28 protein-coding genes are annotated in these 26,865 nt (G+C 66.6%); 5 read left to right on the top strand and 23 right to left on the bottom strand.

Going from position 1 to position 26,865, the window contains the following annotated elements; genetic code table 11:
- Positions 1-19: 19 nt before the first annotated feature.
- The 13 genes from ACXJKM_RS15695 to ACXJKM_RS15635 form a co-directional block, all read right to left on the bottom strand.
- Positions 20-1,180, bottom strand: coding sequence for a hypothetical protein (locus ACXJKM_RS15695; protein ID WP_457353510.1), 1,161 nt, complete (start codon positions 1,178-1,180; stop codon positions 20-22).
- Positions 1,177-1,530 (bottom strand): hypothetical protein, encoded by a 354-nt coding sequence (locus tag ACXJKM_RS15690; protein WP_457353508.1) that lies wholly within the window; start codon positions 1,528-1,530, stop codon positions 1,177-1,179. The genes ACXJKM_RS15695 and ACXJKM_RS15690 overlap by 4 nt, the downstream gene beginning before the upstream one ends.
- Positions 1,531-1,648: 118 nt before the next feature.
- The gene (locus ACXJKM_RS15685) at positions 1,649-2,629 is read right to left on the bottom strand and encodes a LysR family transcriptional regulator (protein ID WP_457353506.1); all 981 of its coding nucleotides are present in this window, start codon (positions 2,627-2,629) and stop codon (positions 1,649-1,651) included.
- Between the two features lie 170 nt (positions 2,630-2,799).
- The gene (locus ACXJKM_RS15680; RefSeq protein ID WP_457353504.1) at positions 2,800-3,552 is read right to left on the bottom strand and encodes a FadR/GntR family transcriptional regulator; all 753 of its coding nucleotides are present in this window, start codon (positions 3,550-3,552) and stop codon (positions 2,800-2,802) included.
- A gap of 29 nt (positions 3,553-3,581) precedes the next feature.
- A complete protein-coding gene (locus tag ACXJKM_RS15675; RefSeq protein ID WP_457353502.1) occupies positions 3,582-5,477 on the bottom strand; it encodes a glycoside hydrolase family 97 catalytic domain-containing protein in 1,896 nt (631 codons plus the stop codon).
- 7 nt (positions 5,478-5,484) lie between these two features.
- Positions 5,485-6,423: a glycoside hydrolase family 43 protein gene (locus ACXJKM_RS15670; RefSeq protein WP_457353500.1), complete on the bottom strand. Its 939-nt coding sequence runs from the start codon at positions 6,421-6,423 to the stop codon at positions 5,485-5,487.
- The gene (gene arfA, locus ACXJKM_RS15665) at positions 6,420-7,946 is read right to left on the bottom strand and encodes an arabinosylfuranosidase ArfA (RefSeq protein ID WP_457353498.1); all 1,527 of its coding nucleotides are present in this window, start codon (positions 7,944-7,946) and stop codon (positions 6,420-6,422) included. Before arfA ends, ACXJKM_RS15670 begins: the two co-directional genes overlap by 4 nt.
- A complete protein-coding gene (locus ACXJKM_RS15660; RefSeq protein ID WP_457353496.1) occupies positions 7,943-9,256 on the bottom strand; it encodes an extracellular solute-binding protein in 1,314 nt (437 codons plus the stop codon). Before ACXJKM_RS15660 ends, arfA begins: the two co-directional genes overlap by 4 nt.
- Positions 9,253-10,089: a carbohydrate ABC transporter permease gene (locus ACXJKM_RS15655; RefSeq protein ID WP_457353494.1), complete on the bottom strand. Its 837-nt coding sequence runs from the start codon at positions 10,087-10,089 to the stop codon at positions 9,253-9,255. Before ACXJKM_RS15655 ends, ACXJKM_RS15660 begins: the two co-directional genes overlap by 4 nt.
- Positions 10,086-10,976: a carbohydrate ABC transporter permease gene (locus ACXJKM_RS15650; RefSeq protein ID WP_457353492.1), complete on the bottom strand. Its 891-nt coding sequence runs from the start codon at positions 10,974-10,976 to the stop codon at positions 10,086-10,088. Before ACXJKM_RS15650 ends, ACXJKM_RS15655 begins: the two co-directional genes overlap by 4 nt.
- Positions 10,973-12,064 (bottom strand): ABC transporter ATP-binding protein, encoded by a 1,092-nt coding sequence (locus tag ACXJKM_RS15645; protein WP_457353490.1) that lies wholly within the window; start codon positions 12,062-12,064, stop codon positions 10,973-10,975. The genes ACXJKM_RS15650 and ACXJKM_RS15645 overlap by 4 nt, the downstream gene beginning before the upstream one ends.
- A 16-nt stretch (positions 12,065-12,080) precedes the next feature.
- Complete coding sequence (locus ACXJKM_RS15640) at positions 12,081-13,004, bottom strand: arabinan endo-1,5-alpha-L-arabinosidase (RefSeq protein ID WP_457353488.1); 924 nt, start codon at positions 13,002-13,004, stop codon at positions 12,081-12,083.
- A gap of 75 nt (positions 13,005-13,079) precedes the next feature.
- Complete coding sequence (locus ACXJKM_RS15635; RefSeq protein WP_457353486.1) at positions 13,080-14,009, bottom strand: dihydrodipicolinate synthase family protein; 930 nt, start codon at positions 14,007-14,009, stop codon at positions 13,080-13,082.
- 217 nt (positions 14,010-14,226) lie between these two features.
- Between ACXJKM_RS15635 and ACXJKM_RS15630 the strand changes: the two genes are divergently transcribed.
- Genes ACXJKM_RS15630 through ACXJKM_RS15615 form a run of 4 tightly spaced genes read left to right on the top strand, consistent with a single transcriptional unit; the run spans position 14,227 to position 17,449 of the window.
- Positions 14,227-14,991, top strand: a complete 765-nt coding sequence (locus ACXJKM_RS15630) for an SDR family NAD(P)-dependent oxidoreductase (protein WP_457326003.1) — start codon at positions 14,227-14,229, stop codon at positions 14,989-14,991.
- Positions 14,991-16,052 carry an aldose epimerase family protein gene (locus ACXJKM_RS15625; RefSeq protein ID WP_457353484.1) on the top strand — a complete coding sequence of 354 codons (1,062 nt, stop codon included), beginning with the start codon at positions 14,991-14,993 and terminating at the stop codon, positions 16,050-16,052. Before ACXJKM_RS15630 ends, ACXJKM_RS15625 begins: the two co-directional genes overlap by 1 nt.
- 16 nt (positions 16,053-16,068) lie before the next feature.
- The gene (locus ACXJKM_RS15620; protein ID WP_457353482.1) at positions 16,069-16,539 is read left to right on the top strand and encodes an acyl-CoA thioesterase; all 471 of its coding nucleotides are present in this window, start codon (positions 16,069-16,071) and stop codon (positions 16,537-16,539) included.
- The gene (locus ACXJKM_RS15615; RefSeq protein ID WP_457353480.1) at positions 16,529-17,449 is read left to right on the top strand and encodes an SMP-30/gluconolactonase/LRE family protein; all 921 of its coding nucleotides are present in this window, start codon (positions 16,529-16,531) and stop codon (positions 17,447-17,449) included. Before ACXJKM_RS15620 ends, ACXJKM_RS15615 begins: the two co-directional genes overlap by 11 nt.
- Here ACXJKM_RS15615 and ACXJKM_RS15610 read toward each other — a convergent pair whose 3' ends face one another.
- The 8 genes from ACXJKM_RS15610 to rpmH form a co-directional block, all read right to left on the bottom strand.
- Entirely contained in the window at positions 17,450-17,623 is a 174-nt protein-coding gene (locus tag ACXJKM_RS15610; protein WP_157280995.1) for a hypothetical protein, read from the bottom strand.
- A gap of 178 nt (positions 17,624-17,801) precedes the next feature.
- Positions 17,802-18,113, bottom strand: coding sequence for a hypothetical protein (locus ACXJKM_RS15605; RefSeq protein WP_157280993.1), 312 nt, complete (start codon positions 18,111-18,113; stop codon positions 17,802-17,804).
- 115 nt (positions 18,114-18,228) lie between these two features.
- Positions 18,229-19,494 carry a choice-of-anchor K domain-containing protein gene (locus ACXJKM_RS15600; RefSeq protein ID WP_162247719.1) on the bottom strand — a complete coding sequence of 422 codons (1,266 nt, stop codon included), beginning with the start codon at positions 19,492-19,494 and terminating at the stop codon, positions 18,229-18,231.
- 169 nt (positions 19,495-19,663) lie between these two features.
- On the bottom strand, positions 19,664-21,028 hold the full coding sequence (gene mnmE / locus ACXJKM_RS15595; protein ID WP_457353478.1) for a tRNA uridine-5-carboxymethylaminomethyl(34) synthesis GTPase MnmE: 1,365 nt from the start codon (positions 21,026-21,028) through the stop codon (positions 19,664-19,666).
- A 199-nt stretch (positions 21,029-21,227) separates the two neighbouring features.
- Positions 21,228-22,949, bottom strand: coding sequence for a membrane protein insertase YidC (gene yidC / locus ACXJKM_RS15590; RefSeq protein WP_056191247.1), 1,722 nt, complete (start codon positions 22,947-22,949; stop codon positions 21,228-21,230).
- Entirely contained in the window at positions 22,942-23,229 is a 288-nt protein-coding gene (yidD, locus tag ACXJKM_RS15585) for a membrane protein insertion efficiency factor YidD (RefSeq protein ID WP_056192512.1), read from the bottom strand. The genes yidC and yidD overlap by 8 nt, the downstream gene beginning before the upstream one ends.
- A gap of 26 nt (positions 23,230-23,255) precedes the next feature.
- Complete coding sequence (locus tag ACXJKM_RS15580) at positions 23,256-23,735, bottom strand: ribonuclease P protein component (protein ID WP_457353476.1); 480 nt, start codon at positions 23,733-23,735, stop codon at positions 23,256-23,258.
- 47 nt (positions 23,736-23,782) lie between these two features.
- On the bottom strand, positions 23,783-23,917 hold the full coding sequence (gene rpmH, locus ACXJKM_RS15575; RefSeq protein WP_054021782.1) for a 50S ribosomal protein L34: 135 nt from the start codon (positions 23,915-23,917) through the stop codon (positions 23,783-23,785).
- Positions 23,918-24,299: 382 nt separating this feature from the next.
- On the opposite strand from rpmH, the gene dnaA reads away from it, so the two are divergent.
- Positions 24,300-25,760 carry a chromosomal replication initiator protein DnaA gene (gene dnaA / locus ACXJKM_RS15570; RefSeq protein WP_056192510.1) on the top strand — a complete coding sequence of 487 codons (1,461 nt, stop codon included), beginning with the start codon at positions 24,300-24,302 and terminating at the stop codon, positions 25,758-25,760.
- A 93-nt stretch (positions 25,761-25,853) separates the two neighbouring features.
- Here the strand turns inward: dnaA and ACXJKM_RS15565 are convergent, their stop codons facing one another.
- Together ACXJKM_RS15565 and ACXJKM_RS15560 are read right to left on the bottom strand one after the other, a co-directional pair.
- A complete protein-coding gene (locus tag ACXJKM_RS15565) occupies positions 25,854-26,153 on the bottom strand; it encodes a hypothetical protein (protein WP_457353474.1) in 300 nt (99 codons plus the stop codon).
- 16 nt (positions 26,154-26,169) lie between these two features.
- Complete coding sequence (locus ACXJKM_RS15560) at positions 26,170-26,865, bottom strand: DUF6250 domain-containing protein (RefSeq protein ID WP_457353472.1); 696 nt, start codon at positions 26,863-26,865, stop codon at positions 26,170-26,172.

Below are 26,865 nucleotides of genomic sequence, written 5' to 3'. Positions count from 1 at the left end.
GAAACGGGCTTTGCGCAGGTCAAGGCCCCGTGCCGACGTTCATCAATGCCTTGGGGCTCCAGCTGAGCGAAAGCAGACTGGCGGTCTCCAGCTTCTCTCCGGTGATGGTCCGCTGCTTGCCGAGTCGCAGGTTGAGCCACACATCCGGCATCAATCGGGTATCGATACCCACCGCATATTTGAAGGCCCGCTGGCTCTCGGTCACCTTCTCCCGCCGGGCATTGCTCAACTCGGCGAACAACCTCGACTCGTCGCTGCCTCCTGTCACGCGAACAAGTGCAAGCTGGGTACGGCGCCGTTCCGGAGCGGCATTTGCCAATGTCGCGAGCACAGGTTCATTGCGTGTATGGCGATAGCCCAGAGTCAGCGCGAGGCCTTGGTCAAACCAGCCGACGGCGGGGTTGAAGCCCAGCGTCAAGTTGGCCGTCAGGGCGGTGCCCATAGAGAGTTCAGGGGCGCTGCCGTCGCTGCGACGTATCCAACCTCGTGCAACCGACAAAGAAGCGAGCGAGCGGTTCCATCGCAAGTTAGCTATCGCTTTTTTCGTGCAATCCGCGAACCGGGCCTTCGATTCGGCAGGATCGACCTCAGCCGGTTTGGCGGCGGCACCTGCCGGGCCGGGCGTCACGGCCGTTGGCGCAGCTGGCTTCGGCTTGCTCGAATCGAAGACCTTGCACGATTCCGCCGCTTCAGCCACAGCCAGCACCGGATCGTCACTCGCACGCAGAAACCAAGTGGTCTGCACAGACAGCGCCCGGCGGTCATAGTCCACTGCCGATACTTGGCTCTGCCCCTGGGCATATCCCACCGTGGTTGACCCCAGGATGCGGGCCACGGTCGCGTTAAGGCTGCCGTACCCGGCGTAGGTGCTGAGGTTCATCGGCGCGAACGACGTACGTGCCGGGGTGATGCCAAGGGCCAGCGCGCCTTTGCTACCTCCGACGTTGAGCCCCTTCAGCGATGCCACGAGACCTTTGACGTTTTCCACAGTAGCAACGGAGTCGCCTGCCATGCCCAGCATGCCCGCTGCGGCCACTGCGCCGGCACCAGTGTCTTCGGTGAGGCTGGCCCATGTCGCACCGCCTTTGCTGAAGATCTCCTGCTGTGCCGTTTCAGCCTGCGCTACAGCGACCGAAAGCAGCAGGCCGGGCAGCACCATGAAGCGCGCGGAGGGGTTCATGCGACCTCCAGGATAAATTGGTCCTTGAACGCCTTGGTGTCGTCCTTTGCCGCTGTGGTGTTCACGTCACCGCCGTCGGCATAGGTGTCTTGGCCCGCCACGGCGAACGTGAAGCCGTACTTACCGTTGAGAGACTCCTGCACGAAGCACTGGAAGACGCACGTGTAGCTGCCTTTGGGCAGTTTCAGAGCGACGCTCTCACTCGGACGCTTGGCCTTGCTGAAAGGCTGGGTCGCGACCAGCGTCCAGTCGTTGGCGCCAGGCTGCCAGATGTCGAGCTGGGCCAGAACGATGGTGCCGCCTGAGCGACTGAATTCGAATTCGACGGGAGATGCGGACTGTCTAAGCATGGGGGCCTCCATCAGTGGGTGGCGGCCATGCTGCGTTCAGCCCCTGAGGACGTCATCCTCAGATCTGTGGTGCGCGCCGGAACTTAGTGGATGCGGGCGCCTGGGCGCGAAGCGCCAATCAGTACAAATCCCGTGCCGCCGACCGGACCTCATGCAGCAGCTGGCGCGCCCCCGGGGACATCAGGTGCCCCTCGCGGGTGATGATGCCGAAGGCGTCCATGTGACAGGGCAGGTCGATGGGCAGGATGGCCAGCACGTTCAGCGACGCGTAATAGCGCGCCACCTCCACGGGCATCACGTGCAAGGAGTCGGTCTGCTGCAGCAGCGCCGTGATGAGCAACAGGGCCGTGGTGTCGACGTTGTTGGCCGGCGGCTCCAGCTCGGCGCGGCGGAACATCAGCTCCCAGCGGTGGCGCAGCACGCTGCCCGTGGGCGGCAGGATCCAGGGCTGGTCGGCCAGGTGGGCGAGCTTGAGGTTGTCTTCCTTCAGCAGCGGGTGGCCCACGCGCGCCACGGCGCAGGCGGGCTCGACCGTCAGCTCCTCATAGTGCAGGCCGGCGGCGTTTTGCTCTTCGACGATGCGGCCGATCATGAAATCGAGCTTGCCCCGCTGCAGCATGTCCACCAGCTGCTTGCTGCTCTCCATGTGCACGCCGATACGCAGCTTGGGCGCCTGCAGCTTGATTCGCGAGATGGCGCGGGGCAGCAGGCCCATGGCCGGCGTCATGATGACGCCCACCTCGACCTGGCCGGCGAGGCCGTTCTTCAGCGACACGATGTCGTCGTGCGCGGCGGACAGCGACGTCAGCGCCATGCGGGCGTGGCGGATCATGGTTTCGCCGTAGAGCGTGGGCTCCATGCCGCGCGGGTGGCGCTCGAAGAGCTTCACGTCCAGCATGTCCTCCAGGTCCTTGAGCTGCTTGGACGCGGCCGGCTGGGTCATGCAGAGGACCTCGGCGGCGCGGTGGATGTTGCGCTCATCGTCGAGCGCAATCAGCAGCAGCAGCTGGCGCGTCTTCAGGCGCGCACGCAGGAACCAGTTGGGGTTGGGGCTGGCGTCGGTCAGGCCGCCGCTGTCATCGTCATCTTGGCGGGCCATGTCAGTCGTCCATTCCACGTTCGCGGCGGCTGTAGTGCATTGCGTCGGGCCGAGCGCCGGGCCGCTCCCTAGCCGGCCCGATCTGGCGATGTGCTTGCCGGTCAATCCGGCAAGCATCGCCGTCCCCGCGGGGGACCGGCCAAGGTACGCCTTGGGCGAGGGGCTTCATGTCACGCAAGATTGACTCTGCCGTCGTTGGCCAAGACGCTGTTGATGTCGTCGCCCGTTTCGTCCAGCTGCACCAGCGTCGCCTGACGGGCGCCGAGCGGGTCGCGGGCCTGCAGCGCGGTCAGGATGGCCTTGTGGCGCGGCAGCGAGAGCTCGTGCGTGTTGGGCAGCTGGCTGGACAGCGTGATGGACTCGCGCAGCGCCAGCGACAGCATGTTGCCAATGTAGGCCAGCAGGTCGTTGCCCGTGGCTTCGGCAATGCGGCGGTGAAAGGCCAGGTCGGGCTCCAGCAGCTCCTCCGTCGTCCTGGCAGCCGCCATGCCTGCGTAGGCGGTGGCGATGGATGCGAGCTGCTCGTCCGTCGCGGCGCGGGCAGCCAGTGCGGCGGCGGCGGGTTCGAAGATCTGGCGCACTTCCAGCAACGTCTGCACAAAGTCGCGCTGCGGGCGGGACTGGATCAGCCAGTACAGCACGTCGGGGTCCAGCAGATGCCACTCGTTGCGCGGCCGCACGATGGCGCCGGCGCGCTGGCGCGACACCACCAGGCCCTTGGCGACGAGCACGCGCACGGCCTCGCGCAGCACGGGGCGGCTGATCTCGTAGCGCTCCAGCAGCTGGGCCTCGGGCGGCAGCTTGTCGCCGGGCTGCAGTTCGCCGCCGACGATGGACAGCCCCAGCTCGCTGACGATGCGGCCGTGCTGGCTCTTGCCCTCGGTCTGGGCGCTGTAGGTGGAGTGGTCTGCTCGGGTTCGCATGGACGCCAGGCCGATTGCTAAAGCCTTCATTATCGAAAGCGCGCGACAAAGCCGCCCTTGGGTGCCAGCGTCAGCTTGGCCGCCGGTGCGGCGAGCTTGCTTTCAGCAAACTCGCGCTCGCCGGCGCCGTCGGTGATGAGCTGGCCCTCGGCCCGGCCCAGCCAGCCCAGGTCCAGCGAAATCTCGCGCGGCTGCTCGTCGGCGTTCAGGCCGGCGACGAACCACTGCTTGCCGGCGCGGCGGGCAATGACGACGAACTTGCCCGGCTCGCCGTCCAGGAAGCGCACCTCGTCCCAGTGGCGAGGCAGCTCGCGCAGCAGGCCCTTCACATAGGCTGGCACGGTGGCCATGCCCTCGGGCGTCTCGGCGAAATGCTGGATGCCCGACAGGAACAGCACGCTCTCGGCCAGCTCGAAGCCGTTGCGCGTGGCGCGCTTGATGTTGGGGACGTCGCCGAACACCATGGGCGTGAAGTCCATGGGGTCGAAGAGGTTGCGCGTGAACGGCAGCATCGCGGCGTGCGTGACGACGGCGTCCTGGTCTTCCTGCGTGAAGGTCGTGAACTCCAGGCCGCGCACCGCTTCCACCGTCATCAGGTGGGGATAGGTGCGGCTCCAGCCGCGCGGCAGCGTGGCGCCGTGGAAGTTCATCAGCAGGCCAGCCGCCGCGGACTCCTTCAGCAGATCGACGTAGTAGGCCTGCATGGAGGCGCCGTCGCCACCGAAGAAGTCCACCTTCAAGCCCTTCACCCCGATGGCCTTCATGCGCGCGAACTCGCGCTGCCGGTCGGCGCGCGTCAGCAGCATGCTGCGAGGCGTCTGCGGGGTGTCGTTCCAGTCGCCCGCGGAGTTGTACCAAGCCAGCAGGCCGACGCCCTTGGTCCGGCCGTAGTCGGCCAGCGCCTTCATCTTGGCGTCGCCGATCTGGCGGTCCCACTCGGCGTCGACAAGCGTGTAGTTCCAGCCCATGTCGGCGGCGTAGTCGATGAAGCGCTTCTGCACCTCGAAGACGGTGGCCTCGTCCTTCAGCAGCGCCCAGCTCCAGGACGCATGGCCGGGCTTGAGCCTGGCCTTGTCGAAGGGTACGGCGGGGGCGGCGAGATCGGTGCCGAGGGTGGACTCCATGACCGTCTTCAGCGGGCCGATGGCGAGCACGCGCCAGGGCGTGGTCAGCGGCCCATCGACTTGCGCCAGCAGGTGGCCGCCGGTGAAGACCTCGCTCGGGTCGGGCAGACCGATGCGGTAGGTGCCGCCGGTCGAGTCGGCTTGCAGGCGCGACGCGTGGAAGCGGCCGTCCATGCCGGCTTCGGTCAACGCCACCCAATTGGCGCCGCTGCGGAACAGCGCCGGGAAAATCCAGCCGGCCGGCATGGGCGACGGCGTGCCGACGGCGATGCCCATCTGGTAGTGCTCTTCATAAGACGGGTTCACGCGCTTGTAGCCCGACTTGGCGGTCGCCATGGGCTGCAGCCAGGCGCGCGCATCGGGCGCGAAGGCGAAGCTGGTCAGTTCGTCCTTGAACTGCTTGCGGCCGGGGCCGTCCACCGTGTAGCGCAGCGCCAGGCCGTCGTTGGAGGCGCGCAGGGTCAGGATAAGCCTTTGGCCGGCGGAGTTGGCGACGGTGAAACGCTGCTCGTTGGCCCGGTAGTCCACGCGGCTCTTCTTGCCGGCGGCCAGTGTGTACTGCTCGCGGTGCGGTTTCACCTTCGACGTGGCTACGAGCTTGAGGCCGTTGGCGAAATCGCCCTGCTCCAGCACCAGGCCCAGCCGTGACGGCAGCAGCACGGGTTGGCCGGCGCGCTGCACCGTGTAGACGAGCTGCTGCTCGGCGTTGACCGACACGTCGACCTGGAGCTGGCCGTCGGGGCTGTTCAAGGCCTGGGCGAGCGCAGGGATTGCGAGCATGAACGAAGCGATGAGGCGCATATCGATCTCAGATTGAGTAAAGGCCATCGGCGACGGGTGCGCCGAAGTCGGGGAAGCCGTCGTCGCGCCAGCCAAAGGCCTGCGCACGCGTGTGGCGGTTGGGGTCGTTCAGCGGGTCGCCGACGATGTCGCGGTAATTGCGGGCGTGGTAGACCAGCAGGTCGGTCCTGCCGTCGGGTGTCGTCGTGAAGCTGTTGTGGCCAGGGCCGAACTGGCTCACAGATTCGTCGGTCGTGAAGACCGGCGTGGGCGACTTGCTCCAGCTCTTGGCGTCCAGTAGATCGGCGTTCTCGTCGGCCCACAGCAGGCCCATGCAGTAGTTGGCGTCGGTCGCGGCAGCCGAGTAGGCGATGAAGATGCGGCCATTGCGCTTGAGCACAGCCGGGCCCTCATTGACGCAGAAGCCGATGCGCTCCCAGGCCAGGTCGGGCCGCGTGATGACGACGGGTTCGGACTTCAAGGTCCACGGGTTGGCCATCTCGGCGAGGTAGAGATTGCTTTCCATCGGCGGGCTCTTCTGCGCCCAGCAGAGGTAGCGGCGGCCGTTGTGCTCGAAGGGCGTCGCGTCCAGCGAGAAACCTTCCTCGGGCGTCACGATCTGGCCGCGCTCCACCCAGGCGTCAGCCAGCGGGTCGTCGCCCTGGCACTCCAGCACGTACATGCGCAGCTTCCAGATGTCGTCGCGCTCAGCCGCAGCGAAGTAGACGTACCAGCGGCCGGCGATGCGGTGCAGCTCCGGCGCCCAGACGTGGAAGCTCATCGGGCCGCTGTCATGCTTGTGCCAGATGGTCTTGGGCGCGGCGGTCGAGAGGCCGGCGATGCTGCCCGCGCTGCGGATCTCAATGGCGTCGTAGCTGGGCACGGAGGCCGTGAACCAGTAGCGGCCGTCGACCAAGCTCAGATGCGGGTCGGCGCGCTGGGGGATGACGGGGTTGTTCCAGATCATGCGCGGACGGCTTGGGTGACGACGACGTTCCAGGAGGCGGGCTTGAGCTTGACGCGCAGGTGCTCGCCGTCGATGGCGATGCCATCCAGCGCTTGGGGCGCGACGCGGTCGGGCGCGTCGGCGGTGTTGGTGGCGTTCAGGTCAGCCGCGTGCAACTGCTCGGCCTGCACGAGCCGGCGATCAGTGCCCAGGCCGCGCAGCGTGATGGACAGGTCCATCTCCTCCGTCAGGTGGCGGTTCAGCAGGAAGACGGCGGTGCGGCCCGTGGCCGGGTCATCGACGACGCTGGCGCACAGATAGGGCAGCTCGCCGTGCTTGGCGTTGGCATAGCCGGGCGACTTGACGACCGAGCGCAGCACGTCGCCATGCGCCCAGCGCGCGGCCTGCGCAAAGGGGTGGAAGATCGTCTGCCGCCAGGCCGCGCCGCCGGGCTCGGTCATGATGGGCGCGATGACGTTGCACAGCTGCGCCATGCAGGCGACCTTGAGCCGGTCCGCGTGGTTCATCATCATCGTCAGCATGCCGCCGATGAGCAGGGCGTCCTCAAGCGTGTAGACCTCTTCCAGCAGGCGCGGCGCCTCGGGCCAGCCGGCCTGCTTCAAGTGCTCGCCGTGGCGGGCGCGGTACCAGACGTTCCATTCATCAAAGGACAGCTTCAGGCGCTTGCTGGAGCGCTTGCGCGTCGCCACCGAATCGGCGATCGCCACCGTGTCCTCGATGTAGCGCGCGTTTGTCTCGATCTGCGCGAAGAAGCTCTCCGTGCTCGTGTCGCTCGGAGGCTTCACGAAGTAGCTGTGCAGCGACAGGTAGTCGACGAACTCGAAGCAATGCTCCAGCACGCGGTCTTCCCAGACGCCGTAGGTCGGCATGTCGTAGGCCGACGAGCCGCAGGCGGCCAGCTCGATCGTCGGGTCCACCCAGCGCATCAGCTTGGCGGTCTCCTTGGCGATGCGGCCGTACTCGTCGGGCGTCTTCTGGCAGATCTGCCAGGGGCCATCCATCTCGTTGCCCAGGCACCAGAATTTGATGCCCAGCGGCTCTTCGGCACCGTGGCTGCGGCGCAGGTCTGACAGCGCCGTGCCGGCCGGGTGATTGCAGTATTCGAGGTAGTGGCGCGCCTCGTCCGGCCCGCGCGTGCCGAGGTTGACGCCGAACATCGGCTCGATGCCGACCTTGCGGCACCAGGCCATGAACTCGTGCGTGCCGACCTGGTTGGTCTCGGTGGAGAACCAGGCCAGGTCCAGCCGGCGGGGGCGCTGGTCCTTCGGGCCGACGCCGTCTTCCCAGTTGTAGCCCGACATGAAGTTGCCGCCGGGATAGCGCACGATGGTGGCGCCGAGTTCGCGCGTCAGGTCTGCCACGTCACCGCGAAAGCCGTGCTCGTCGGCGGTCGGGTGCGTCGGTTCATGGATGCCGTTGTAGACACAGCGGCCCAGGTGCTCGACGAACACACCGAACAGGCGGCGGTCCAGTGGCGCGAGGTCGAAGTCGCGGTCGACGGTGAGCTTGGCTTCAAACGTCATCGGCGGGCTTTCTTCAAGGCTTTGTTGACGCGCTTCTCGACGCTGGCCTGCACCTCGTCGACCGGCTTGCCAGAAATCATCACGTTGGCCACGTCCTCCCCGATCAGCAGCTCGATGCCGCGCTGCGTGGGCACGTTGCCGGGCATGCCGACACCGGTCTGCGTGATCTCGGTCAGCGCCGCGCGCAGCGGCAGCGCGCGAAAGGCGTCACTTTGCGCCACGGTCTTGCTGACGGGCAGGTGGCCGGTGCGCGACCACTCGGCGCTGTGGTCCCAGACGAACTTCAGGAACTTGGACGCCGCCTCGTGGGCCTTGGCATCCTTGGCACCGCCCTTGAACAGCGCCCAGGAGTGGCCGTCGGCGAACACGGCGGGCTTGTCGTAGAGCTGCGGGAAGGGCTTCACGGCGTAGGCGCCCTGGAGCTTGGACTCGGGCTTTTGCGACTCGCGCAGGAACTGGTCGATGGTCCAGGTGCCAACGACCACGACGCCCGCCTCGCCGTTCAGGAAAGCCTGGTTGGCCGCGGCGTAGTCGAGGTTGGGCCGCACATGGCCTTCGCGGTACAGCGTCTGCATCAGCGTCAGCGCGTTGACGACGGCGGGCTGGTGCATGTTGATGGTCTTGCCGTCGGCGGAGAACAGCTGGACGTTCTGCTGCGCCACCAACGTCAGGAAGGTGCGGTCATTCGCCGCCGTCTCATTGGCCACGGCCCAGGCGAAGTATGGCTTGCCGGTCTTCTGCTTGAACTGCCGCGCCTGTGCCAGCAGCTCTTCGGGTGAACGCGGAAGCGCATCGAGCCCGGCCTTCTTCATCAAGCCGGTGTTGATGTGCCAGAGCCAGGCCCAGGTGTCGAAGGGCAGCGCATAGGTCTGGCCATTGAACGAGGTGCCGCGGCGCGCGTGCTCGGTGAAATCGTCCACCGGCACGCCCACGCGCTTGAAGTCTTCGTCCAGCGGCAGCACCAGCTTGCGGCGCACGTAGTCACCGAGTGCCGACTCGTGCATGACGGCGATGGTCGGGATGTCCTTGGAGACGAGGCGCGCGGTGAGCTGGTCGTAGTAGGGGCCCCACTCGCCGATCTGCGTCTTGACGACGATGCCGTCGGTGTTGGTCGCGTTGAACTCGTTGACCAGCGCCGTGACGATGCCGCATTCACCGACGCCTTCGGACGTCTTCACGACCTGGCCGTATTGCGCCTCGCAGCTACCGAAGAAGCGCATCAGCGTGATTTCGGTCTTGCCCGAGTTGTCCTTGCTGGCGCCACAGGCGGCGAGCAGCGCGGCGACCGCACACACGAGCAGGCGCTTCATGACTTGCCCGTCCCTGCGACGGCCGTCACCAGATGGCGTTGGAAGAAGAGATACAGCATCAGTGCCGGCATGCCGGCGAACACGGCCTGCGCCATCAGGAAGCCCAGGCCTTCCGACTGCGCGAAGTTGGTCTGCGTGGACGCCAGCCCGCGGGTCAGCGTGTACATGTCCGGCTGCGTCGCGATGACCAGCGGCCAGAGGTAGTCGTTCCAGCAACCCAGGAAGGTGAAGATGCCCAGCGTGGCCTGCGCCGGCAACGTCAGCGGCAGGATGATCGTCAGGAAGGTCTTGAAGCGCGACGCGTTGTCCAGCAGCGCGGCCTCTTCCAGCTCGGCCGGGATGGCCTTGAAGTACTGCGTCATCAGGTAGACGCCGAAGGGCGCGGCCAGGCCCGGCAGCGTCAGGCCGGCAATCGTGTTCTGCAGGTTCCAGTCCGAGAACAGGCGGTGCAGCGGGATGAAGACCGACTGCGCCGGCACGGCCAGGCCGAACATGACCAGCGCGAACAGCCACTTGCGGCCCGGGAACTCGCAGCGCGCAAAGCCGTAGCCGGCCAGCGACGACAGCACCAGCACGCCAACGGTCTGCAGCAACGCGACGAGGGCGCTGTTGCCCAGCCAGCGGAACACCTGCGAGGTCTGCAGGATGTCGAGGTAGTTGGCCAGTGTGTAGGGCGGCGCGAGGAAGACGTCGGTGCGCGTCAACAGGAACTCGTTGGGCTTGAACGACAGCGCCAGCACCCACAGCAGCGGCGCCATCCAGACCAACGCCAGCAGCGTGAGTGCTGCCATGACCGCGCGGTCGAACCAGCTTCTTCGGAGCAAGGGGTTCATCGTTGACCTCCGCGGTCACGTTCCAGCCAGAGCTGCGTGGACACGCCCACCAGCATGATGGCCAGCAGCACCTGCGAAGCTGCCGTGGCATAGCCCAGCGAGAGCTGCATGAACGCCTGCTCGTAGATGAATTGCACGACCGAGCGCGTCGTGTTGTTGGGCCCGCCGTTGGTCATCAGCATGATCTGCGGAAAGACCTGGAACTGGCGGATCACCTCGATCAGCGCGACGAGGATGATGGCGCGCTTGAGGCTTGGCAGCGTGATGTGGGTGAACACGCGCCAGCGCGGCGTGTTGTCCAGCGCCGCGGCCTCGTAGATGTCCGACGGGATCTGCTGCAGTGCCGACAGGAACATGATCATCGGCAAGCCGATGATCCACCAGACGGTCACCAGCGCCACGGTCAGCAGCGCGAGGTTGTCGCTGGTCAGCAGCGGCAGTTCGGGCAGGCCCATCGCATTGAAGAACTGCGCGATCAGGCCGCGTTCGGGCATCAGCGCCAGCTTCCACACCAGCGTGATCAGCGTGACCGAAAACACCGAGGCGCAGAAGAAGGTGGCGCGCAGAAAGGTGGCCAGCTTGCCGGCGCGGTTCAGCGCCAGGGCCAGCATCAGCGACAGGACCACGAAGATGGGCGTGCTGATGAGCACGAAGCGGAGGGTGTTCCAGACGACCTGGTGGAAGACCTCGTCGCCCCACAGCTCCTGGTAGTTGGCCAGGCCGACCCAGAAGCTGTCGTTGGATAGCAGGTCGTGGTCGTGGAAGCTGATCCACACGCCCTTGGCCAGTGGCCACAGCAGCAGCAGCGCGTAGAGCGCCACGAAGGGCAAAACAAAGAGGGCATAGGCCGGGCGCGAGGCGCGCAGCCCGACGGCGCTGGCGCTCATGCCAGCACCTCCTGCGCATGGTGGGCGCGGCCGCTCTCGTCGAAGAGATGGGCCTCGGCCACGTCCACGCTGACGGCGACATGGCCGCCCAGCTTGGGCGATGTGCCGGCAGGCACCGTGACGATGAGCGGGCTGCCACCTTCGAGCTTCAAATGCGCCAGCGTGCGCTCGCCGAGGAACTCGACCAGCTCGACGCGACCCCGCAGCGGACCTTGCTCGGCGACGCGCAGGTTCTCGGGCCGCACGCCCAGCACCAAGCCCTGTGAAGGCAGGTCGTCGGCCGCAACACGCGTCGTCAACCAATGCCCACCCGGCACCGTGACCACAGCACGCCCACGGTCGTCCGGTGCGCGCTGCACCGGCACAAAGCCCATGCCCGGCGTGCCGATGAAGCTCGCCACGAAGCGCGTGGCCGGGCGGCGATACAACTCCGCCGGCGTTGCCACCTGCTCAATGGCGCCGCCCTTCATGACGACGATGCGCGTGGCCAGCGTCATGGCCTCGATCTGGTCGTGCGTGACGAACACCATCGTCGCGCCCAGGCGCTGGTGCAGCTGCGCCAGCTCCAGCCGCGTGCGCCCACGCAGCGCCGCGTCGAGGTTGGACAGCGGCTCGTCGAACAGGAAGATGTCCGGCTCCTTGACGACCGCGCGGCCGATGGCGACACGCTGGCGCTGGCCGCCCGACAACTGCCCCGGCTTGCGCTCCAGCAGCGTGTCCAACTCCAGCATGCGGGCCGACTCCTGGATGCGCTTGGTGATCTCGTCGGCCGGGATGCCGATGTTCCTCAGGCCAAACGCCAGGTTCTCGCGCACGCTCATGTGCGGGTACAGCGCGTAGTGCTGGAACACCATGGCCAGGTTGCGCTGCCCCGGCGGCGCGACGGTGACGTCGCGCTCGCCGATCAGGATGCGCCCGCCGCTGACTTCCTCCAGCCCCGCGACCATGCGCAGCAGGCTGGTCTTGCCGCAGCCGGAGGGGCCGAGGAAGACGACGAACTCGCCTTCGGCCACGTCCAGCGACAGGTTCTCGATGACCTGCACCGCGCCATAGCGTTTGCAGACGTTCTCCAACTTCAAGCCAGCCACGTTGGGTGTCTCCGGTTCATTCTTCTTGGGGGATCACAGGCCAGCCATCGTCGGACCAGCTCAGGCGCTTGATGCGCAGATGCGGCTTGCCGCCGCGCTCGGTGTCGTAGGCGTGATGGACCAGCCAGTCGCCGACGACATCCTGGTGGCCGGGGCCCTTCCAGCGCGCACCGCCCGAGAGCAGCGCCGTGCCGCCCGCATCCATCAGGTCCTTGCCATCGCGATCGAGGTACGGGCCTGTCACGCCGCGAGCGCGGCCGACGCGGATGTTGTAGGTGCTCTGCGCGCCGCGGCAGCACAGGTCGTAGGAGGCGAACAGATAGACCCAGTCGCCATGGCGGGCAATCGTCGGCGCTTCGATGCCGCCCTTTCGGCGAGCAATAAAGCGCGTCTCGCCGATAGGGCGCAGCGTGTCGGCACTCAGCTCGGTCAGGCGGATGCCGCCCCAGAAGGAGCCGTAGCTCAGCCACAGCCGCCCGTCGGTGTCGACGAAGAGGTCGGGGTCGATGGCGTTGAAGCCGTCCTCGGCGCGGCTCTGCACGACCAGGCCCTCATCGCGCCAGTCGCCGTCAGGCCTGTCGCTGCTGGCCAGGCCGATGGCCGATCGATTCTTGCCGAAGGTGGAGACGGAATACAGAACCCAGGCGCGGCCGCGATGCTGGAAGAGCTTGGGCGCCCACACGTCCAGGCCCTTGTGCTCGGGCACCGCGTCGGCCCACCAGGTGGGTGGCTCGCCGAACATGGGCGCAAGGCAGCGCCAGGTCTTGCCAGCGTCGGCCGACTCCAGCCGCTGCAGGCCACGGCCGGTCGTGAAGACGAACCAGCGGTCGCCCTGGATCAGCAGCGTCGGGTCATGCGCGCCCGTGTCGCCCTGCGGCTCCCATGCCCACGCATCGCCGGCAAGGAGCCACGCGGAACACAGGATCAGGAGCAATCGCATCACATGCATCTCCGTACGCCGAAGCTCGGCGGCGCGGGACGCCGACCATCGTGCGGCGCAGCCGGTCGGGTTGGGCTACTTGCCCCAGCGAAGCACGAGGGGGTCGAGTCGCTTGGCGGCGTCGAGAAGGCCGGCGCGCACTTCGGGGCTCATCTCGGGGAAGGGGTGGCGCGGCGCATCGCTCTTGATGACGCCGCCTTCCTTCATCAGCGCCTTGGCGGTCAGGATGCCGCCCTGGCGGTTCTCGTAGTTGATCAGCGGCAGCCAGCGGCCGTACTGGGCCACGGCTTCCTCGCGGTCGCCGGCGTGGAAGGCGTCGAAGATCTTGCGGATGCCGTCGGGGAAGCCGCCGCCCGTCATCGCGCCGGTGGCGCCAGCGTCCAGGTCGGCCAGCAGCGTGATGGCTTCCTCGCCATCCCACGGGCCTTCGATGGCCGCGCCGCCGACGCGGATCAGCTCGCGCATCTTGCTGGCGGCCTGCGGCATCTCCAGCTTGAAGTACTTCACGTTGGCAATGTTCTGCGCCATGCGCGCCAGGAAAGGCACCGACAGCGGCGTGCCCGCCACCGGGGCGTCCTGGATCATGATGGGAATGCCGATCGCGTCAGACAGGCGCTGGTAGAAGCTCTCGATCTGGCCTTCGGACACGCGGAWGGTGGCRCCGTGGTASGGCGGCATSACCATGACCATGGCCGCGCCSAGGTCCTGYGCGMGGCGGCTGCGCTCGATGCAGATCTGCGTCGAGTAATGCGTCGTCGTGACGATGACCGGCACGCGGCCGGCCACGTGCGCCAGGATGGCCCGCGTCAGCGTTTCGCGCTCGGCATCCGACAGCACGAACTGTTCGGAGAAGTTGGCGAGGATGCACAGGCCCGTGGAGCCGGCGTCGATCATGAAGTCGACGCAGCGCAGCTGGCCGGGAACGTCCAGCGTGCCGTCGGCGTGGAAGATGGTCGGTACGACGGGGAAGACGCCGCGATAAGGACGACTGGTGGAGGCGCTCATGGTGCGGGCCCTTGTCTCTGAAGTTGGTTCAAGCGCCGGCTGGCGGCGCAAGGCTGGCTGTCATCGCCGGCATGCCTCTCATTAAAGTATGACTATTTACCCTTGATTATCGGGGTTAACCCGAAATTCGCCGGCTTTGCAAACAAAATAGTATGACTAATAATCCATCTACCGCCCGGCCAAAGCAGCTGGGCCGCCTATCGCAGGAGACAGTCTGATGAGTTCTTACGCCCGCTACCCCAGCCTCCAGGACCGCGGCGTCCTGATCACCGGCGGGGCCACCGGCATCGGTGAAACRCTGGTGGAGACGTTTGCCGAACAGGGCGCCAAGGTGGCCTTCATCGACCTGGCCGCCGACGAGGGCAACGCGCTCGCGGCCCGCCTGGCTGGTTCGCGCCACGCGCCTCAGTTCATGGCGGCGGACCTGTCCAACGTCGATTCCCTGCGCGGGGCCATCGCCGGGTTGCGCGAGCGCAGCGGCCCGTTCACGGTGCTGCTCAACAACGCCGCCAACGACAAGCGCCACGCCGTCGAAGAGACGACGCCCGAGTTCTGGGACGCCAGCGTGGCCGTCAACATCAAGCACCAGTTCTTTACTGCGCAAGCCGTGCTGCCAGACATGAAGGCGGCGGGCTTTGGTTCCATCATCAACTTCGGCTCCATCAGCTGGATGCTCAAGCAGGGCGGCATGCCGGCGTACACGGCGAGCAAGGCGGCGGCGCAGGGCCTGACGCGCTGCCTGGCACGCGACCTTGGCCCGCACAAGATCCGCGTCAACACGCTGGTGCCGGGCTGGGTCATGACCGAGAAGCAATTGAAGCTCTGGGTCACCGAAGAGACCAAGGTCGAGATCGCCAAGGGCCAGTGCATCGACGCGCCGCTGATGCCCCAGCACATCGCCAGCATGGCGCTGTTCCTGGCGGCCGACGACAGCGCCATGTGCACGGCGCAGGACTTCATCGTCGACGGCGGGTGGGCGTGATGCAGCGCCGCGACTATGGCGTGCTGGCCGACGGCCGGCCGGTGCATGAATACACGCTGACCAACGGACTGGGCCTGGCGCTGACGGCCATCACGCTGGGCGGCATCGTCAACGGCCTGTGGGTGCCGGATCGGGAGGGCCGCATCGACAACATCGTGCTCGGCTTCGACAACCTCACAGACTACGCCCTTCGCAACCCCTTCTTCGGCGCCATCGTCGGCCGCTACGGCAATCGCATCGCCGGCGCCAGCTTCGAGCTGGACGGCGAAACCCACACGCTGTCCCGCAACAACGGCCCCAACTGCCTGCACGGCGGCACCGAGGGCTTCGGCCACCGGCTGTGGGCTGCCGAGCCCATCGAGCCCCGCGCCGGCGAGGCCGAGGCACTGCTGTTCACCCTCACCAGCCCGCACGGCGATCAGGGCTTCCCCGGCGAGCTCAAGGTCAGCGTGCGCTATTCGCTGAGCGCGACGGACAACAGCTGGCGCATCGACTACGAAGCCACGACCGACCGCGCCACCGTCGTCAACCTGACGCATCACAACTACTTCAACCTGGCCGGCGAGGGCAGCGCGCTGCGCCACCGCCTGTGCATTCCCGCCTCGCGTTACAGCGAGGTCAATGAGCACCTGATCCCGCAGCGCCACGCCGCGGTCGAGGGCACGCCCTTCGACTTCCGCGCGCCCACCGCCATCGTCGCCCGCATCCGCCAGGCATACCCGCAGCTGCTGCGCGCCAAGGGCTACGACCACAACTGGTTGCTCGACGGCGATCTGGACGCCGACGGCCTGCGCCCCGCCGCCACGCTGGAAGACCCCCACTCCGGCCGCCGCATGGACATGCTGACCAGCGAGCCGGCGATCCAGTTCTATTCGGGCAATTTCCTCGACGGCAGCCTGTGCGGTCCCTGCGGACGCATCTACCGCCAGGGCGACGGCGTGTGCCTGGAGACCCAGCACAACCCCGACTCACCGCACCACGAAGCCAGCAGCGACTGGCCCACCACCGTGCTGAGGCCCGGCGAGGTGTGGCGCAGCACCACAATCCATCGCTTCTCCTGACCGCGAAGAGAACGCCATGGACCTGCCCGCCCACCAATTGACGATGACGGTGCTGATGACGCCGGACACCGCCAACTTCGCCGGCAATGTCCATGGCGGCAACATCCTCAAGCTGCTCGACCAGGTCGCCTATGCCTGCGCCAGCCGCTATGCCGGCCGCTATGTCGTGACGCTGTCGGTGGACCGGGTGATATTCCGCCAGGCCATCCACGTCGGTGAGCTGGTCACCTTCCTGGCCAGCGTCAACATGACCGGCACCTCGTCGATGGAAGTCGGCATCAAGGTCGTGGCCGAGAACATCCGCACGCAGGAGACGCGCCACGTCAACAGCTGCTACTTCACGATGGTGGCCGTGGGCGACGACAACAAGCCGGTGGCCGTGGCGCCGCTGCGCCCCTTCACTCCCGACGAGCGCCGCCGCCACGCGGCGGCCATCGCCCGCAAGCAGGCTCGCGCAAGCCTGGAAGCCTCACCCGATGCAAGCTGAACACCCTTTCGCCCTCGCCCTTGCCCTGGCCAACAACCTTGGCGAAGGGATCCAATGGCATGCCGCGAGTGGCCGCTGGTGGTGGACCGATATCGAAGGCGCCTGCATCTACGCCTGGACCCCGGGCGACAGCGCCACGCTGCAGGTGCGCCTGCCCGAGCGCGTGGGCAGCTTCGTGCATGGCCGCTCCGGCGCCATCATCCTGGCCATGGCCAAGCGCCTCGCGCGCCTGACGCTACCCGACCTGCAGGCCACCGGCAGCATCGCTGCCGAGCCCGAGACCCTCACGCCACTGGAAGCCCACCTGCCCACCACGCGTGCCAATGACGGCCGCTGCGACCGCAGTGGCAACTTCGTCTTCGGCACGCTGGACGAAGCCAACCCGCGCCAGCGCATCGGCAGCTTCTACCAGTACTCGCTGGCCCACGGCCTGCGCCGGCTGGCGCTGGACGGCGTGAGCATCTCCAACAGCATCTGCTTCAGCCCCAACGGCAAGCGCATGCACTACTGCGACACGACCACCCCTCGCATGATGGTCTGCGACTACGACGCGGACAGCGCCCAGGTCAGCGAGCCGCGCCTGTTCGCGAAGAAGGAGTTCGACGACAACTGTTGGCCGGACGGTTCCGTCATCGATGCCAAGGGGTGTTTGTGGAATGCCGAGTGGGGCAACGCGGCGGTGGCCCGCTACGCGCCCGACGGCCGGCTGCTGGGCCGCTATTCGGTGCCAGTCAGCAATGTCACCTGCCCCGCGTTTGGCGGCCCGGCCGGTGACCAGATCCTCGTCACGACGGCCCGCGAAGGCCTCAGCACCGCCGACCTGATGGCCCGCCCGCTGTCGGGCAGCCTGTTCGGCATGACCATTGAGCCCGGCCTCTACCTGCCCGACCCGCTGTTCAACGACGCCTGATCACCGCTTGCCGGGTTTCTGCACCCAGGCGTCCATCCAGTCGGACCCCGACAGCACGCGGCGCGAGCGCCACATCTCGTCGCGCGGCGGAACAAGTGCGACGGGCTTGGCCTGTGGTTTAGGCCGGTGCTGCGCGGCTTCGGTTGTGACGCTGACGTGTTGAAGGGGTCGCATGCGAGCTCCTCGTGCATCGGGACTGTGCCACTCTGGGTAGCGGGGTACCAAGCCGGTATCAAGCTTGGTTCCCTCGAGTCAAGAACGCATAAGGATCGCGATCGGATGACTCGCTTAGATCCTGAAGCCCAGCTTTTAGACCTTCGTCAGACTCCGGGCGATGCCTGAGTCCCGCAAGTCAGTGGGGTGCGTCTTGCAGGCGGGCTTGCAGGCGCAGCAACAGCGGCGCCGGCACGGCGTTTCGGCGCTCAGCCGAGGCGATGAGAGACCGGACGAGGCCACGCATGGCCTCGCCGTCAATGGCGCCTGCCGCGGAGCCATCCGGCGCGCGCGCGATGTAGTCGCCCAGCCTTTGCCCAAAGCCAGGCGGTGCCGCCGGCCTGAGGCTGGCCTGGACCGATGCCCATTCAGGTGTGGGCAGCACCAGCGTCTCGGTCTCGGTCTTGGCGCAGGCCGTGCAGTCGCGCGAGCTCAAGCAGAAGTCTGGCATGGGTTTGTCCTGGATGCCCACATGCTCGAAACATATGCAGTTCTCCGGCGTGCCCGAAGCACCCACGAGGCCGGAGATCGACGCCAGCAAGAGCACCACCAGCGCGCGCACGGCTCTAGGAACGGCGCCGAGCGGCCCCGATTGCACAGAGGCCGACGAGCCAAAGCGCAAGCGTCGCGGGCTCAGGGACCGACGAGATGAAACCACCCGCCGTCGCGTTGGCAAAACTAACGAGTTCGACTTGGAAGCCTTGGATGGCCGGGTCCGGCGCGCCAATCGGGTCTTTGTCGGCGCCGGTGCCCGTGCTGCTTGGCGTGACCTGCAGGACCGGCGTCAGCCGTGCCATCAGGTCGACAGACGCAGTTCCGCCTTCGAGCACGTTGAAGGTGTTGGTGAATCCGCCGGACGTGAACCGGACGAAGTCGGCGCTCGCGATGGGGTCGTTGGTGTTGGTCGTATTGGTGATGGCCAGCTGCGAGTGGTAGGTGAAGTTGGCTTCGGAGACATTCGCAAAGTTCATCGCTATATCGAGGCCGATCGCGTCGAGCGCACTTCCAACCTGCGTTGCACCGTTGTGATAGGTCAAGGTCCCGAGTTTGAACAAGTCACCCACCACAGGGGAAAAGGCTGCGGCGGTGAAGCTCAGCGAACCCGGTTCGCCGATGCCCCAGTTCACGGCGGGCGTGCCCAGCCCGGAACAGGTGGCCGGTGGGCAGCCGGGTGTCGGACTGGTGAACGTTGCGCTGGACGAGCCAACCGTCGCGGGTTTCATGGTCCAGCCCCAAGTCACGCCGCCGCGCACGGTGATGCCCGTGGCGCCGTCATATTCCACCGCATAGAGGCTGGCGTTCCAGGTCACCGGATTGACGGCATTGAGCGCGTTGGCGCCGCGCTTCGAATAGTCGCTGAACGCAACCGACTTGCTGGTTGACTTTCCGGCCACTTCGCTGGTGGTCCAGTAGAAGGGCAGGTTATCGTCGTTCGGACGTGGGTCAATGTAGGGCGTAGACGCGCCACCGAGAGGCTGGTTGGTGTCGATGAACTGCAGCCAGTGCAGTTGGTGCCCCGCGGCAACGGCGCTGGTTTGACTGTAAGTTGCGGTGAACTGTGCACCCCCACTGCCCTGATTCCATCCTGCCGAATAGGTCCCTGGGGTGATGCTGCTGCCGGCCACTCCACCGGCGGTATTCACTGTCCAACCCGGATAGGCAGAGGTGACGAGCGAGGTGTTGAATCCTGCGCTCCCGATGGACGTCTGTGGCACCACGCGGACGACCGCATTCCCGTCCGCTGAAAGCGCATAGTCCGCTGCGCTCGTGGGCGCCGCAATGGCGAGCAAAAGCAAAGATGCCCAGACCGTTTTGCCGGTGAAGTTCAACATGGAGACTCCCTCTTTTGAGATGGGCGCAGTACACCGGTTGTAGCAAGGGACAGTCAATGCTTGTCGGCCGAGCTGCGGCCTCATGCACGACGTTCCTCCTCAACTTGGAGGAGGATGGTGCGGTTAGGGATTCGTTCTTGTGCCGTTGTGGCGCCGACTCCAGAAATCCCTACTTGCCGATGCAAAAGCTGCTGAAGATGACGCCGAGCAACTCATCGGCCGAGAACACGCCGGTGATTTCACCCAGCGCATCGTGGGCCAGGCGCAGCTCCTCGGCGAGCAAGTCCAGCGCTGCGTCGCGCTGAGCGGCAACTTCGCGAGCCAAGGCCAGGTGCTCAGCCGTGCGCGCCAAGGCCTGCACGTGGCGCTCGCGAGCGATGAACAAACCTTCGGGCACCGCTTGCCAGCCGGCCGTCTGCAGCAGGCGCTGGCGCAGCGCTTCGAGGCCTTCGCCCGTCTTCAGGCTCAGCGCAATCTCGCCTTCGGGCGCGCCAGCCAGGTCGGCCTTGTTGAACACCTGCACGATGCGGCTTGCGTCCACACCGAGCAGCCGCGCGCGGATGCGCTCGTCCTCGGCCTCGTAGGTCGCCTGGCCGACGCGGCCCAGGTCGTGCAGGAAGAGCACGACGTCGGCGTCCGCGATCGCGTCCCAGGATCGCGCCACGCCGATGCGCTCGACCTCGTCGGCCGTCGCATCGCGCAGGCCGGCGGTGTCGGTGATGTGCAGGGGTACGCCTTCGATCTGGATGGTCTGGCTGACCTTGTCGCGCGTCGTGCCGGGAATGGGCGTGACGATGGCGAGCTCGGCGCCGGCGAGTGCATTCAGCAGCGAGCTCTTGCCGACATTGGGCTGGCCGGCGAGCACCACCTTCAAGCCGTCGCGCAGCAGCGCACCCTGGCGCGTGCGGGCCTGCACGGCGCTCAGTTGCGCGGTCAGGCGGTCCAGCCGGCCAAATGCATCGGCCTTTTCGAGGAAATCGATCTCCTCTTCCGGGAAGTCCAGCGTCGCCTCGACGAGCATGCGCAACTGGATGAGCTGGTCGCGCAGCACACCGACCTCGTGCGACAGCGCGCCGCCCAGCGCCCGGCTCGCGCTGCGCGCCGCAGCCTCCGTACTCGCATCGATGAGATCGGCCACTGCCTCGGCCTGGGCGAGGTCGAGCTTGCCGTTCAGGAAAGCGCGCTGCGTGAACTCGCCCGGTTCGGCAAGCCGAACGCTCGCGCCGGCCTCGATGACCCGCGCCAGCAGCAGCTGCATGACGACTGCGCCGCCATGGGCCTGCAGTTCCAGCACATGCTCGCCTGTATAGGAATGCGGCGCCGGGAAGTGCAGGGCCAGGCCCTGGTCGATGGCCGCGCCGGCTTCATCGCGGAACGGCAGGTAGGTCGCCTCGCGAGGTTTCAGCGCGCGGCCGCAGACGGCTTCAATGAGCGGCGCGAGGCCTTGTGGTGACGACACGCGGACGATGCCCACGGCGCCGCGCCCGGGAGCGGTGGCGATGGCAGCAATGGTGTCTGCGTGACGAGCGAGCATGAATGCAATTGTCGCGGCGCAAAAAGAAACAGCCGCTCGAAGGAGCGGCTGCATCAGAGGTTGGCGCGGGGGAGGCTCGGTTCGGGCGCTCTCGTGAGTCCCGTCCGGGCCGGTGTTCTCTGCCCCGCGAAGCCATTGAACTGCTAACCCCGGGCAGAAAGAAGCCCCCGGGTGCGGGGGCTGTGCAGATTCACGTGATTCAGTTCACGCCCAATCGCTTGTTGATCAGCCACTGCTGGGCGATGGACAGGATGTTGTTCGTCAGCCAGTACAGCACCAGGCCGGACGGGAAGACGAAGAACATGACGCCGAAGGCCACGGGCATGATCCACATCATCTTCTGCTGCATGGGATCGGCGGCCGGCGGGTTGAGCCAGACCTGGAACAGGCTGGACGCCATCATCAGCAGCGGCAGGATGAAGTAGGGGTCGCGCACGGACAGGTCGGTGATCCACAGCGTCCACGGCGCCTGGCGCATCTCGACGGTGGACAGCAGCACCCAGTACAGGGCCATGAAGATGGGCATCTGCAGGAAGATGGGCAGGCAGCCGCCGATGGGGTTGATCTTCTCCTCGCGGTAGATCTTCATCATCTCCTGCTGCATTTCCTGCGGCTTGTCCTTCAGGCGCTCCTTCATCTCGTTGATGCGGGGCGCCACGGCCTTCATGCGGGCCATGGACTTGTAGGCGCTGGCGTTCAGGCTGTACAGCGCGATCTTGAGCAGCAGCACCAGGGCAACGATGGTCCAGCCCCAGTTGCCGATGAAGCCATGCAGCTTGTCCAGCAGCCAGAACAACGGCTCGGCCAGGATGGTCAGCATGCCGTAGTCCTTGACGCGCTCCAGGCCCGGCGCCAGTGCTGAGAGGTTGTTTTCCTCCTGCGGGCCGGCGAAGAGAGTGGCCTGCTGGGTCGCGCTGGTGTCGGGTGCGAGCGTGGGCAGCGTGAAAACCATGCCGGTGGCGTAGGCGTCGCCGCGCACGCCGGCCTGCCCAGGTAGCTTGCGCACGAAGAACTCGCGATTGCCGGCTTCATTGACGAGCCAGGCGCTGGCGAAGTAATGCTGCACCATCGAAACCCAGCCGTCGTTGGCCTGCTTCTCGATGTCGACCTTGCCCTTGTCGATGTCCTCGAACTTCAGCGTCTTGAACTTGGTGTTGCTGTTGTAGACCGCCGGGCCCGTGAAGCTGGGCGTGAAAGCCGCGCCGCCGGTGACGGTACTGCCGTCACGCACCAACTGCAGATAGACCTGCGGCGTGACGGGCGCGGCGCCGTGGTTGACGACTTCATGCGTAACGCCCACCGTGTAGACACCGCGCTTGAACGTGAAGGTCTTGATGAGCTTGACGCCACCGACCTCGGCCGATTCCAGGCGCAGCTTGACCTCGTTCTGGCCCTCTTTGAGCTCGCGCTCGCCGGCCACCGCCGTCATCGGCGTGGTGTGGGCAGGCAGCGGGCCCTGGGCGCTGACCAGGCCGGTCTGGGCCCGGTAGTGCTGGCCCTCATTGAAGAGCACGACCGGCTGGGGCGTGAACTCGGGCTTTTTCTGCAGATGCACCATCTGCAGCAGCTGGTCGGTGACGGTCGGGTCCGGCGACGTCAGGTATTTGGGCAGCTCGGCGCGGACGATGTCGCCGCCCAGGGTGTCCACCGTGACCGTCAGCACGTCGGTGCGGATGGTGATCTGCTCGGACGGCGCGGCCACTGGTGCGGCGGTCGTGGGCGCCTGGGCAGCAGCCGTACCGCCAGCAGCGGTCGCTGCCGGTACGCCAGACGACGCAGGTCCGGCCGGTGCCGTCGACACGGTCTTGGGCGTCGGGCTGAACATCGAGGGATGCCCGTTGTGCTTTTGCCAACCGTCCCAGAGCAGGACGAGAGACATCGTGAACACCACCCACAGCACGGTGCGGCGAATATCAGTCATGAGGAGACTCGGACGAGGAAGAGGACGCGCAGGAGGCGCGCGTCACGGGGGGAGAGAGGAGGCGGGAAAACAGCCGCGGCGGATTGTCAGGCACGGGGTCGTGCCCGCCGTTACACCAGGGCTGGCAGCGCAGGATGCGGTGGACGGTCAGATAGCTGCCGGCCAGCGCACCGTGTTTCTCAAGTGCGCCCAGCGAGTAGCGGGAGCAGGTCGGCTCGAAGCGGCAGGCGTTGCCCAGCCAGGGGCTGAGCATGAGGCGGTAGCCGCGCACGATGGCCATCAAAGCGCGGGCGGGCCAGCTCGGCTTCACGTCTTCGTGCCCGGCTTGGACGCCATGGCTTTATCCAGAAGCTGAGCCAGCTCGGCTCGGGCAGCTTGGCGCAGCGCGTCGGAAGCGGCGCTGGGGAACTTCTGGCGGTCAAACGGAGCGCGCAAGCGGACAACCCACAAACCCGGCGGCATGCCGGTCGCTGCAGCAAATGCGGCGCGGATCTGGCGCTTCAAGAGCTGGCGCGTCACCGAGCGCTTGGCATGCCGCTTGGGAACGACGATGCCCACCCAGCAGCCTTCAGGCGCAATGGGCGGGTTCTGTTCCACAGGGTTGTGAACAGGCTGTGATTCGCCTGTTGATAACTCGACTGAGGCTGTGCGCAACTTGGCGGCACGCCAAGCGCTGGGCGCCGGGTTGGCCGAGAGATGGTGCAGCGCGAAATGCGCGCTGCGGGCCCGGCTTTGTCTGCCGAGCACACGCTCAAAGTCCACCGGGCGCTGCAGCTTGCCGATCATCGGGTGCCCGACAGGCTGACGACGCACGGGTGGCGTCGTCGCGCGGCTTAGACGGCCAGGCGCTTGCGGCCCTTGGCGCGGCGTGCGGCGATGACGGCACGGCCACCGCGGGTCTTCATGCGCACCAGGAAACCGTGGGTACGGGCGCGGCGGGTCTTGGAGGCTTGGTAGGTACGCTTCATGGGAAACCTCTTTGGAGGGTTTGTGCAGGCCGGGCACAGCGGTTGGCACCCGGCAAGAAGGCCGGTTTTGACACCCGGCAAGAATGGCCGGTTCGTATCCGGCAAGAAAAGCGCATGGCGAACCAGTCGCAACCGGCCGGCAATGCGCGAAAACCCGGCATTACAGCAGAACCCGCCGACTCGGTCAATAAGTCGCCAGTCTCAAGCCGGGTTTGCCAGGGATTGACCCCCTGCCAAATTCTGTGGATAACCCGTCCTTCGGTGGCCTCGGGTCCGTACAATCCAGCCGCTCGAAAAGAAGTTTTCCACAATGAGCGAAGAAGAACATACGGTGGATGGGGTGCAGGCTTTGAAGACGGGCGTGATGACGGGCTTAGAGGGCATGAATTCGCCGGATTGGGCGTCAGAGCTTTGGCGGCGGGGCTGCGAGCGCCTGGCCACCGAGCTGCCTGAACAGCAGTTCAACACCTGGATTCGCCCGCTGCCACCCGCCACGGTGTCTGGCGAAGCCGCCGACAGCGCCCTCGTGGCGACGCTGAAGGTGCCCAACCACTTCAAGCGCGACTGGATCCGCCGTCAGTACGCGGCCCGCATCGAAGCCATCCTGACCGAATTGGCCGGCCGCCCGACGCGGCTGGAGCTGTCCCTGGTTGCGCGCGATGCGTCGAGTGTGCCCATCACCGTGCCCAGCTCGATGTCGGGCGCCGCTCAGGCACCTCAGCAGCCGTCGGCGTTTGCGGCCGAACCGAGCGCCGCGCTGCGGCCCGTCAGCGCGCCCCCGGCCAGCACCATCATGCTGCCCTCGCAGGCGCCCGCCTCGGCCAAGCACCGCATCAATCCGCAGCTGACCTTCGACACGCTGGTGCCCGGCCGCGCCAACCAGATGGCGCGCACGGCCGCACTTCACGTCGCCGGCGCGCCGGGCGTGACCTACAACCCCCTGTTCATCTACGGCGGCGTCGGCCTGGGCAAGACCCACCTGATCCACGCCGTGGGCAACGCGCTGCTGAAGGACCGCCCGGACGCCCGCGTGCTCTATCTGCACGCCGAGCAGTTCATCTCCGACGTCGTCAAGAACTACCAGCGCAAGACTTTCGACGAGCTCAAGGCCAAGTACCACTCGCTGGACCTGCTGCTGATCGATGACGTGCAGTTCTTCGCCGGCAAGGACCGCACGCAGGAGGAGTTCTTCAACGCCTTCGAGGCGCTGCTGGCCAAGAAGGCGCACATCATCATGACGTCGGACACCTACCCCAAGGGGCTGGTGGACATCGACGAGCGCCTCACCAGTCGCTTCGACGCCGGCCTGACGGTGGCCATCGAGCCGCCCGAGCTGGAGATGCGCGTCGCCATCCTGATCAAGAAGGCCGAGGCCGAGGGCACGCCCATGCCCGAGGACGTCGCCTTCTTCGTCGCCAAGAACGTGCGCGCCAATGTGCGCGAGCTCGAAGGCGCGCTGCGCAAGGTGCTGGCCTATGCCAAGTTCTCGCACAAGGAGATCAGCATCACCTTGGCCCGCGAGGCGCTGAAGGATCTGCTGTCCATCCAGAACCGCCAGATCGGTGTCGAGAACATCCAGAAGACGGTGGCCGACTTCTACAAGATCAAGATCGCCGACATGTACTCCAAGAAGCGCCCGGCCAGCATCGCCCGGCCGCGCCAGATTGCGATGTACCTGGCCAAGGAGATGACGCAGAAGAGCCTGCCCGAGATCGGCGAACTCTTCGGCGGGCGGGACCACACGACCGTGCTGCACGCGGTGCGCAAGATCGGCGCCGAGCGCCAGAAGAACACCGAGCTGAACCAGCAGCTGCACGTGCTGGAGCAGACGCTCAAGGGTTAGGCTGGACCGAGCTGAGCCCCCGCGGGCTCGGCGACGCCTGTCTGACAGTCCGCGCATGCAAAGCGCGGGCGCGGCCTGCAAGGTTGAAGGCGTTCAGTCCTCGGCCTCGCCGTAGACCGCCAGGAATGCCTCGAGAAATTCCGCCGACGCGCTCAGCGTCAGCGTGACGGTCAGCCAACCGCCCTCCTCCTGCTGCACGAGCAGCTCGTGGTCCCAGGCCTGGCCGTCCTCGACCGGACCGTGGCGACCAGGGAAGCGGCTGTGCGCCCAGTCCAGCACCTGCTGAGCCTCGGCCAGCACGCGGCTGTGCTCCTCGGCTCGCGTCGAGGCCATGGCCTCCAGCGTGGCGATGCCGTCGTCGCCGTCGCTGAAATCGAAGATCAGGTAGCGCATCGCTGCGCAGGCTAACTCAGTCCAGCGCGTAGATGCGCAGCGCACCGACCTGCTGGCGCGACCAGGTGCTGCGCAGGCCGAACCAGCCCTCGCGCAGCGGGCTCTCGTCGCGGTGCTCGAAGAGCAGCTGGCCGTCGACGTAGACAGTTGAGCGACCGTCCTTGACGAGGGTCTGGACGAGGTAGTCGTGGTTGGGTTTGAGCAGGTGTTCGGCGTCCAGCCGCTCCTGCAACAACACGCGCTGGCCGTCGCCGTACTTGCGCAGCCGTGTGCTGGTGTTGCCGTTGCCGCCGATGCCGAAGTAGTACAGGCTCAAGGCGTCATAGGACTCGAACGCGCCATTGCGGCCCAGCGGGGAGCCGCCACCGGCACCGGTCGCCATCCAGAACTGGTTGAGGTCGCTGAGCCTGTCGTTGGCGCCGCCCTGCAGGACGATGCGGCGGCGGTATTCGATGAGGAAGTTGCCGTTCAGGCGCCGGTTCAGCCAGACGGTCACGCCGCCGGCTGTGTCGAGGACGAGGTGGCCGTTCTCGGTGCGAACCGTCGAGCCGGGCTTTGCCTCGATCTCCGCGACCCAGGTGGCCGGGTCCAGCGCCTGCTTGAAGTCATCGCTGAAGATCAGCCGGCCACGCTCGCCCAGCGGTGCGGGGTCGGCCATCGCTGCACCGCAAAACGCCAGCCAGAACAGCAGCGCGCGGCGCGGGACTTTCAT

It is taken from the genome of Roseateles sp. P5_D6, assembly GCF_054049415.1.
The sequence above is the reverse complement of the archived record's forward strand: the minus strand, read 5'-3'. Positions and strand labels throughout refer to the sequence as shown.

What these genes read in the sequence shown, in the direction of transcription:
- ACXJKM_RS15695 (WP_457353510.1), bottom strand. Translation starts at nt 1,180, where the DNA reads ATGAACCCCTCCGCGCGCTTCATGGTGCTGCCCGGCCTGCTGCTTTCG.
- ACXJKM_RS15690 (WP_457353508.1), bottom strand. Translation starts at nt 1,530, where the DNA reads ATGCTTAGACAGTCCGCATCTCCCGTCGAATTCGAATTCAGTCGCTCA.
- ACXJKM_RS15685 (WP_457353506.1), bottom strand. Translation starts at nt 2,629, where the DNA reads ATGGCCCGCCAAGATGACGATGACAGCGGCGGCCTGACCGACGCCAGC.
- ACXJKM_RS15680 (WP_457353504.1), bottom strand. Translation starts at nt 3,552, where the DNA reads ATGCGAACCCGAGCAGACCACTCCACCTACAGCGCCCAGACCGAGGGC.
- ACXJKM_RS15675 (WP_457353502.1), bottom strand. Translation starts at nt 5,477, where the DNA reads ATGCGCCTCATCGCTTCGTTCATGCTCGCAATCCCTGCGCTCGCCCAG.
- ACXJKM_RS15670 (WP_457353500.1), bottom strand. Translation starts at nt 6,423, where the DNA reads ATGATCTGGAACAACCCCGTCATCCCCCAGCGCGCCGACCCGCATCTG.
- arfA (WP_457353498.1), bottom strand. Translation starts at nt 7,946, where the DNA reads ATGACGTTTGAAGCCAAGCTCACCGTCGACCGCGACTTCGACCTCGCG.
- ACXJKM_RS15660 (WP_457353496.1), bottom strand. Translation starts at nt 9,256, where the DNA reads ATGAAGCGCCTGCTCGTGTGTGCGGTCGCCGCGCTGCTCGCCGCCTGT.
- ACXJKM_RS15655 (WP_457353494.1), bottom strand. Translation starts at nt 10,089, where the DNA reads ATGAACCCCTTGCTCCGAAGAAGCTGGTTCGACCGCGCGGTCATGGCA.
- ACXJKM_RS15650 (WP_457353492.1), bottom strand. Translation starts at nt 10,976, where the DNA reads ATGAGCGCCAGCGCCGTCGGGCTGCGCGCCTCGCGCCCGGCCTATGCC.
- ACXJKM_RS15640 (WP_457353488.1), bottom strand. Translation starts at nt 13,004, where the DNA reads ATGCGATTGCTCCTGATCCTGTGTTCCGCGTGGCTCCTTGCCGGCGAT.
- ACXJKM_RS15625 (WP_457353484.1), top strand. Translation starts at nt 14,991, where the DNA reads ATGCAGCGCCGCGACTATGGCGTGCTGGCCGACGGCCGGCCGGTGCAT.
- ACXJKM_RS15620 (WP_457353482.1), top strand. Translation starts at nt 16,069, where the DNA reads ATGGACCTGCCCGCCCACCAATTGACGATGACGGTGCTGATGACGCCG.
- ACXJKM_RS15615 (WP_457353480.1), top strand. Translation starts at nt 16,529, where the DNA reads ATGCAAGCTGAACACCCTTTCGCCCTCGCCCTTGCCCTGGCCAACAAC.
- ACXJKM_RS15610 (WP_157280995.1), bottom strand. Translation starts at nt 17,623, where the DNA reads ATGCGACCCCTTCAACACGTCAGCGTCACAACCGAAGCCGCGCAGCAC.
- ACXJKM_RS15605 (WP_157280993.1), bottom strand. Translation starts at nt 18,113, where the DNA reads ATGCCAGACTTCTGCTTGAGCTCGCGCGACTGCACGGCCTGCGCCAAG.
- ACXJKM_RS15600 (WP_162247719.1), bottom strand. Translation starts at nt 19,494, where the DNA reads ATGTTGAACTTCACCGGCAAAACGGTCTGGGCATCTTTGCTTTTGCTC.
- mnmE (WP_457353478.1), bottom strand. Translation starts at nt 21,028, where the DNA reads ATGCTCGCTCGTCACGCAGACACCATTGCTGCCATCGCCACCGCTCCC.
- yidC (WP_056191247.1), bottom strand. Translation starts at nt 22,949, where the DNA reads ATGACTGATATTCGCCGCACCGTGCTGTGGGTGGTGTTCACGATGTCT.
- yidD (WP_056192512.1), bottom strand. Translation starts at nt 23,229, where the DNA reads ATGGCCATCGTGCGCGGCTACCGCCTCATGCTCAGCCCCTGGCTGGGC.
- ACXJKM_RS15580 (WP_457353476.1), bottom strand. Translation starts at nt 23,735, where the DNA reads ATGATCGGCAAGCTGCAGCGCCCGGTGGACTTTGAGCGTGTGCTCGGC.
- rpmH (WP_054021782.1), bottom strand. Translation starts at nt 23,917, where the DNA reads ATGAAGCGTACCTACCAAGCCTCCAAGACCCGCCGCGCCCGTACCCAC.
- dnaA (WP_056192510.1), top strand. Translation starts at nt 24,300, where the DNA reads ATGAATTCGCCGGATTGGGCGTCAGAGCTTTGGCGGCGGGGCTGCGAG.
- ACXJKM_RS15565 (WP_457353474.1), bottom strand. Translation starts at nt 26,153, where the DNA reads ATGCGCTACCTGATCTTCGATTTCAGCGACGGCGACGACGGCATCGCC.
- ACXJKM_RS15560 (WP_457353472.1), bottom strand. Translation starts at nt 26,865, where the DNA reads ATGAAAGTCCCGCGCCGCGCGCTGCTGTTCTGGCTGGCGTTTTGCGGT.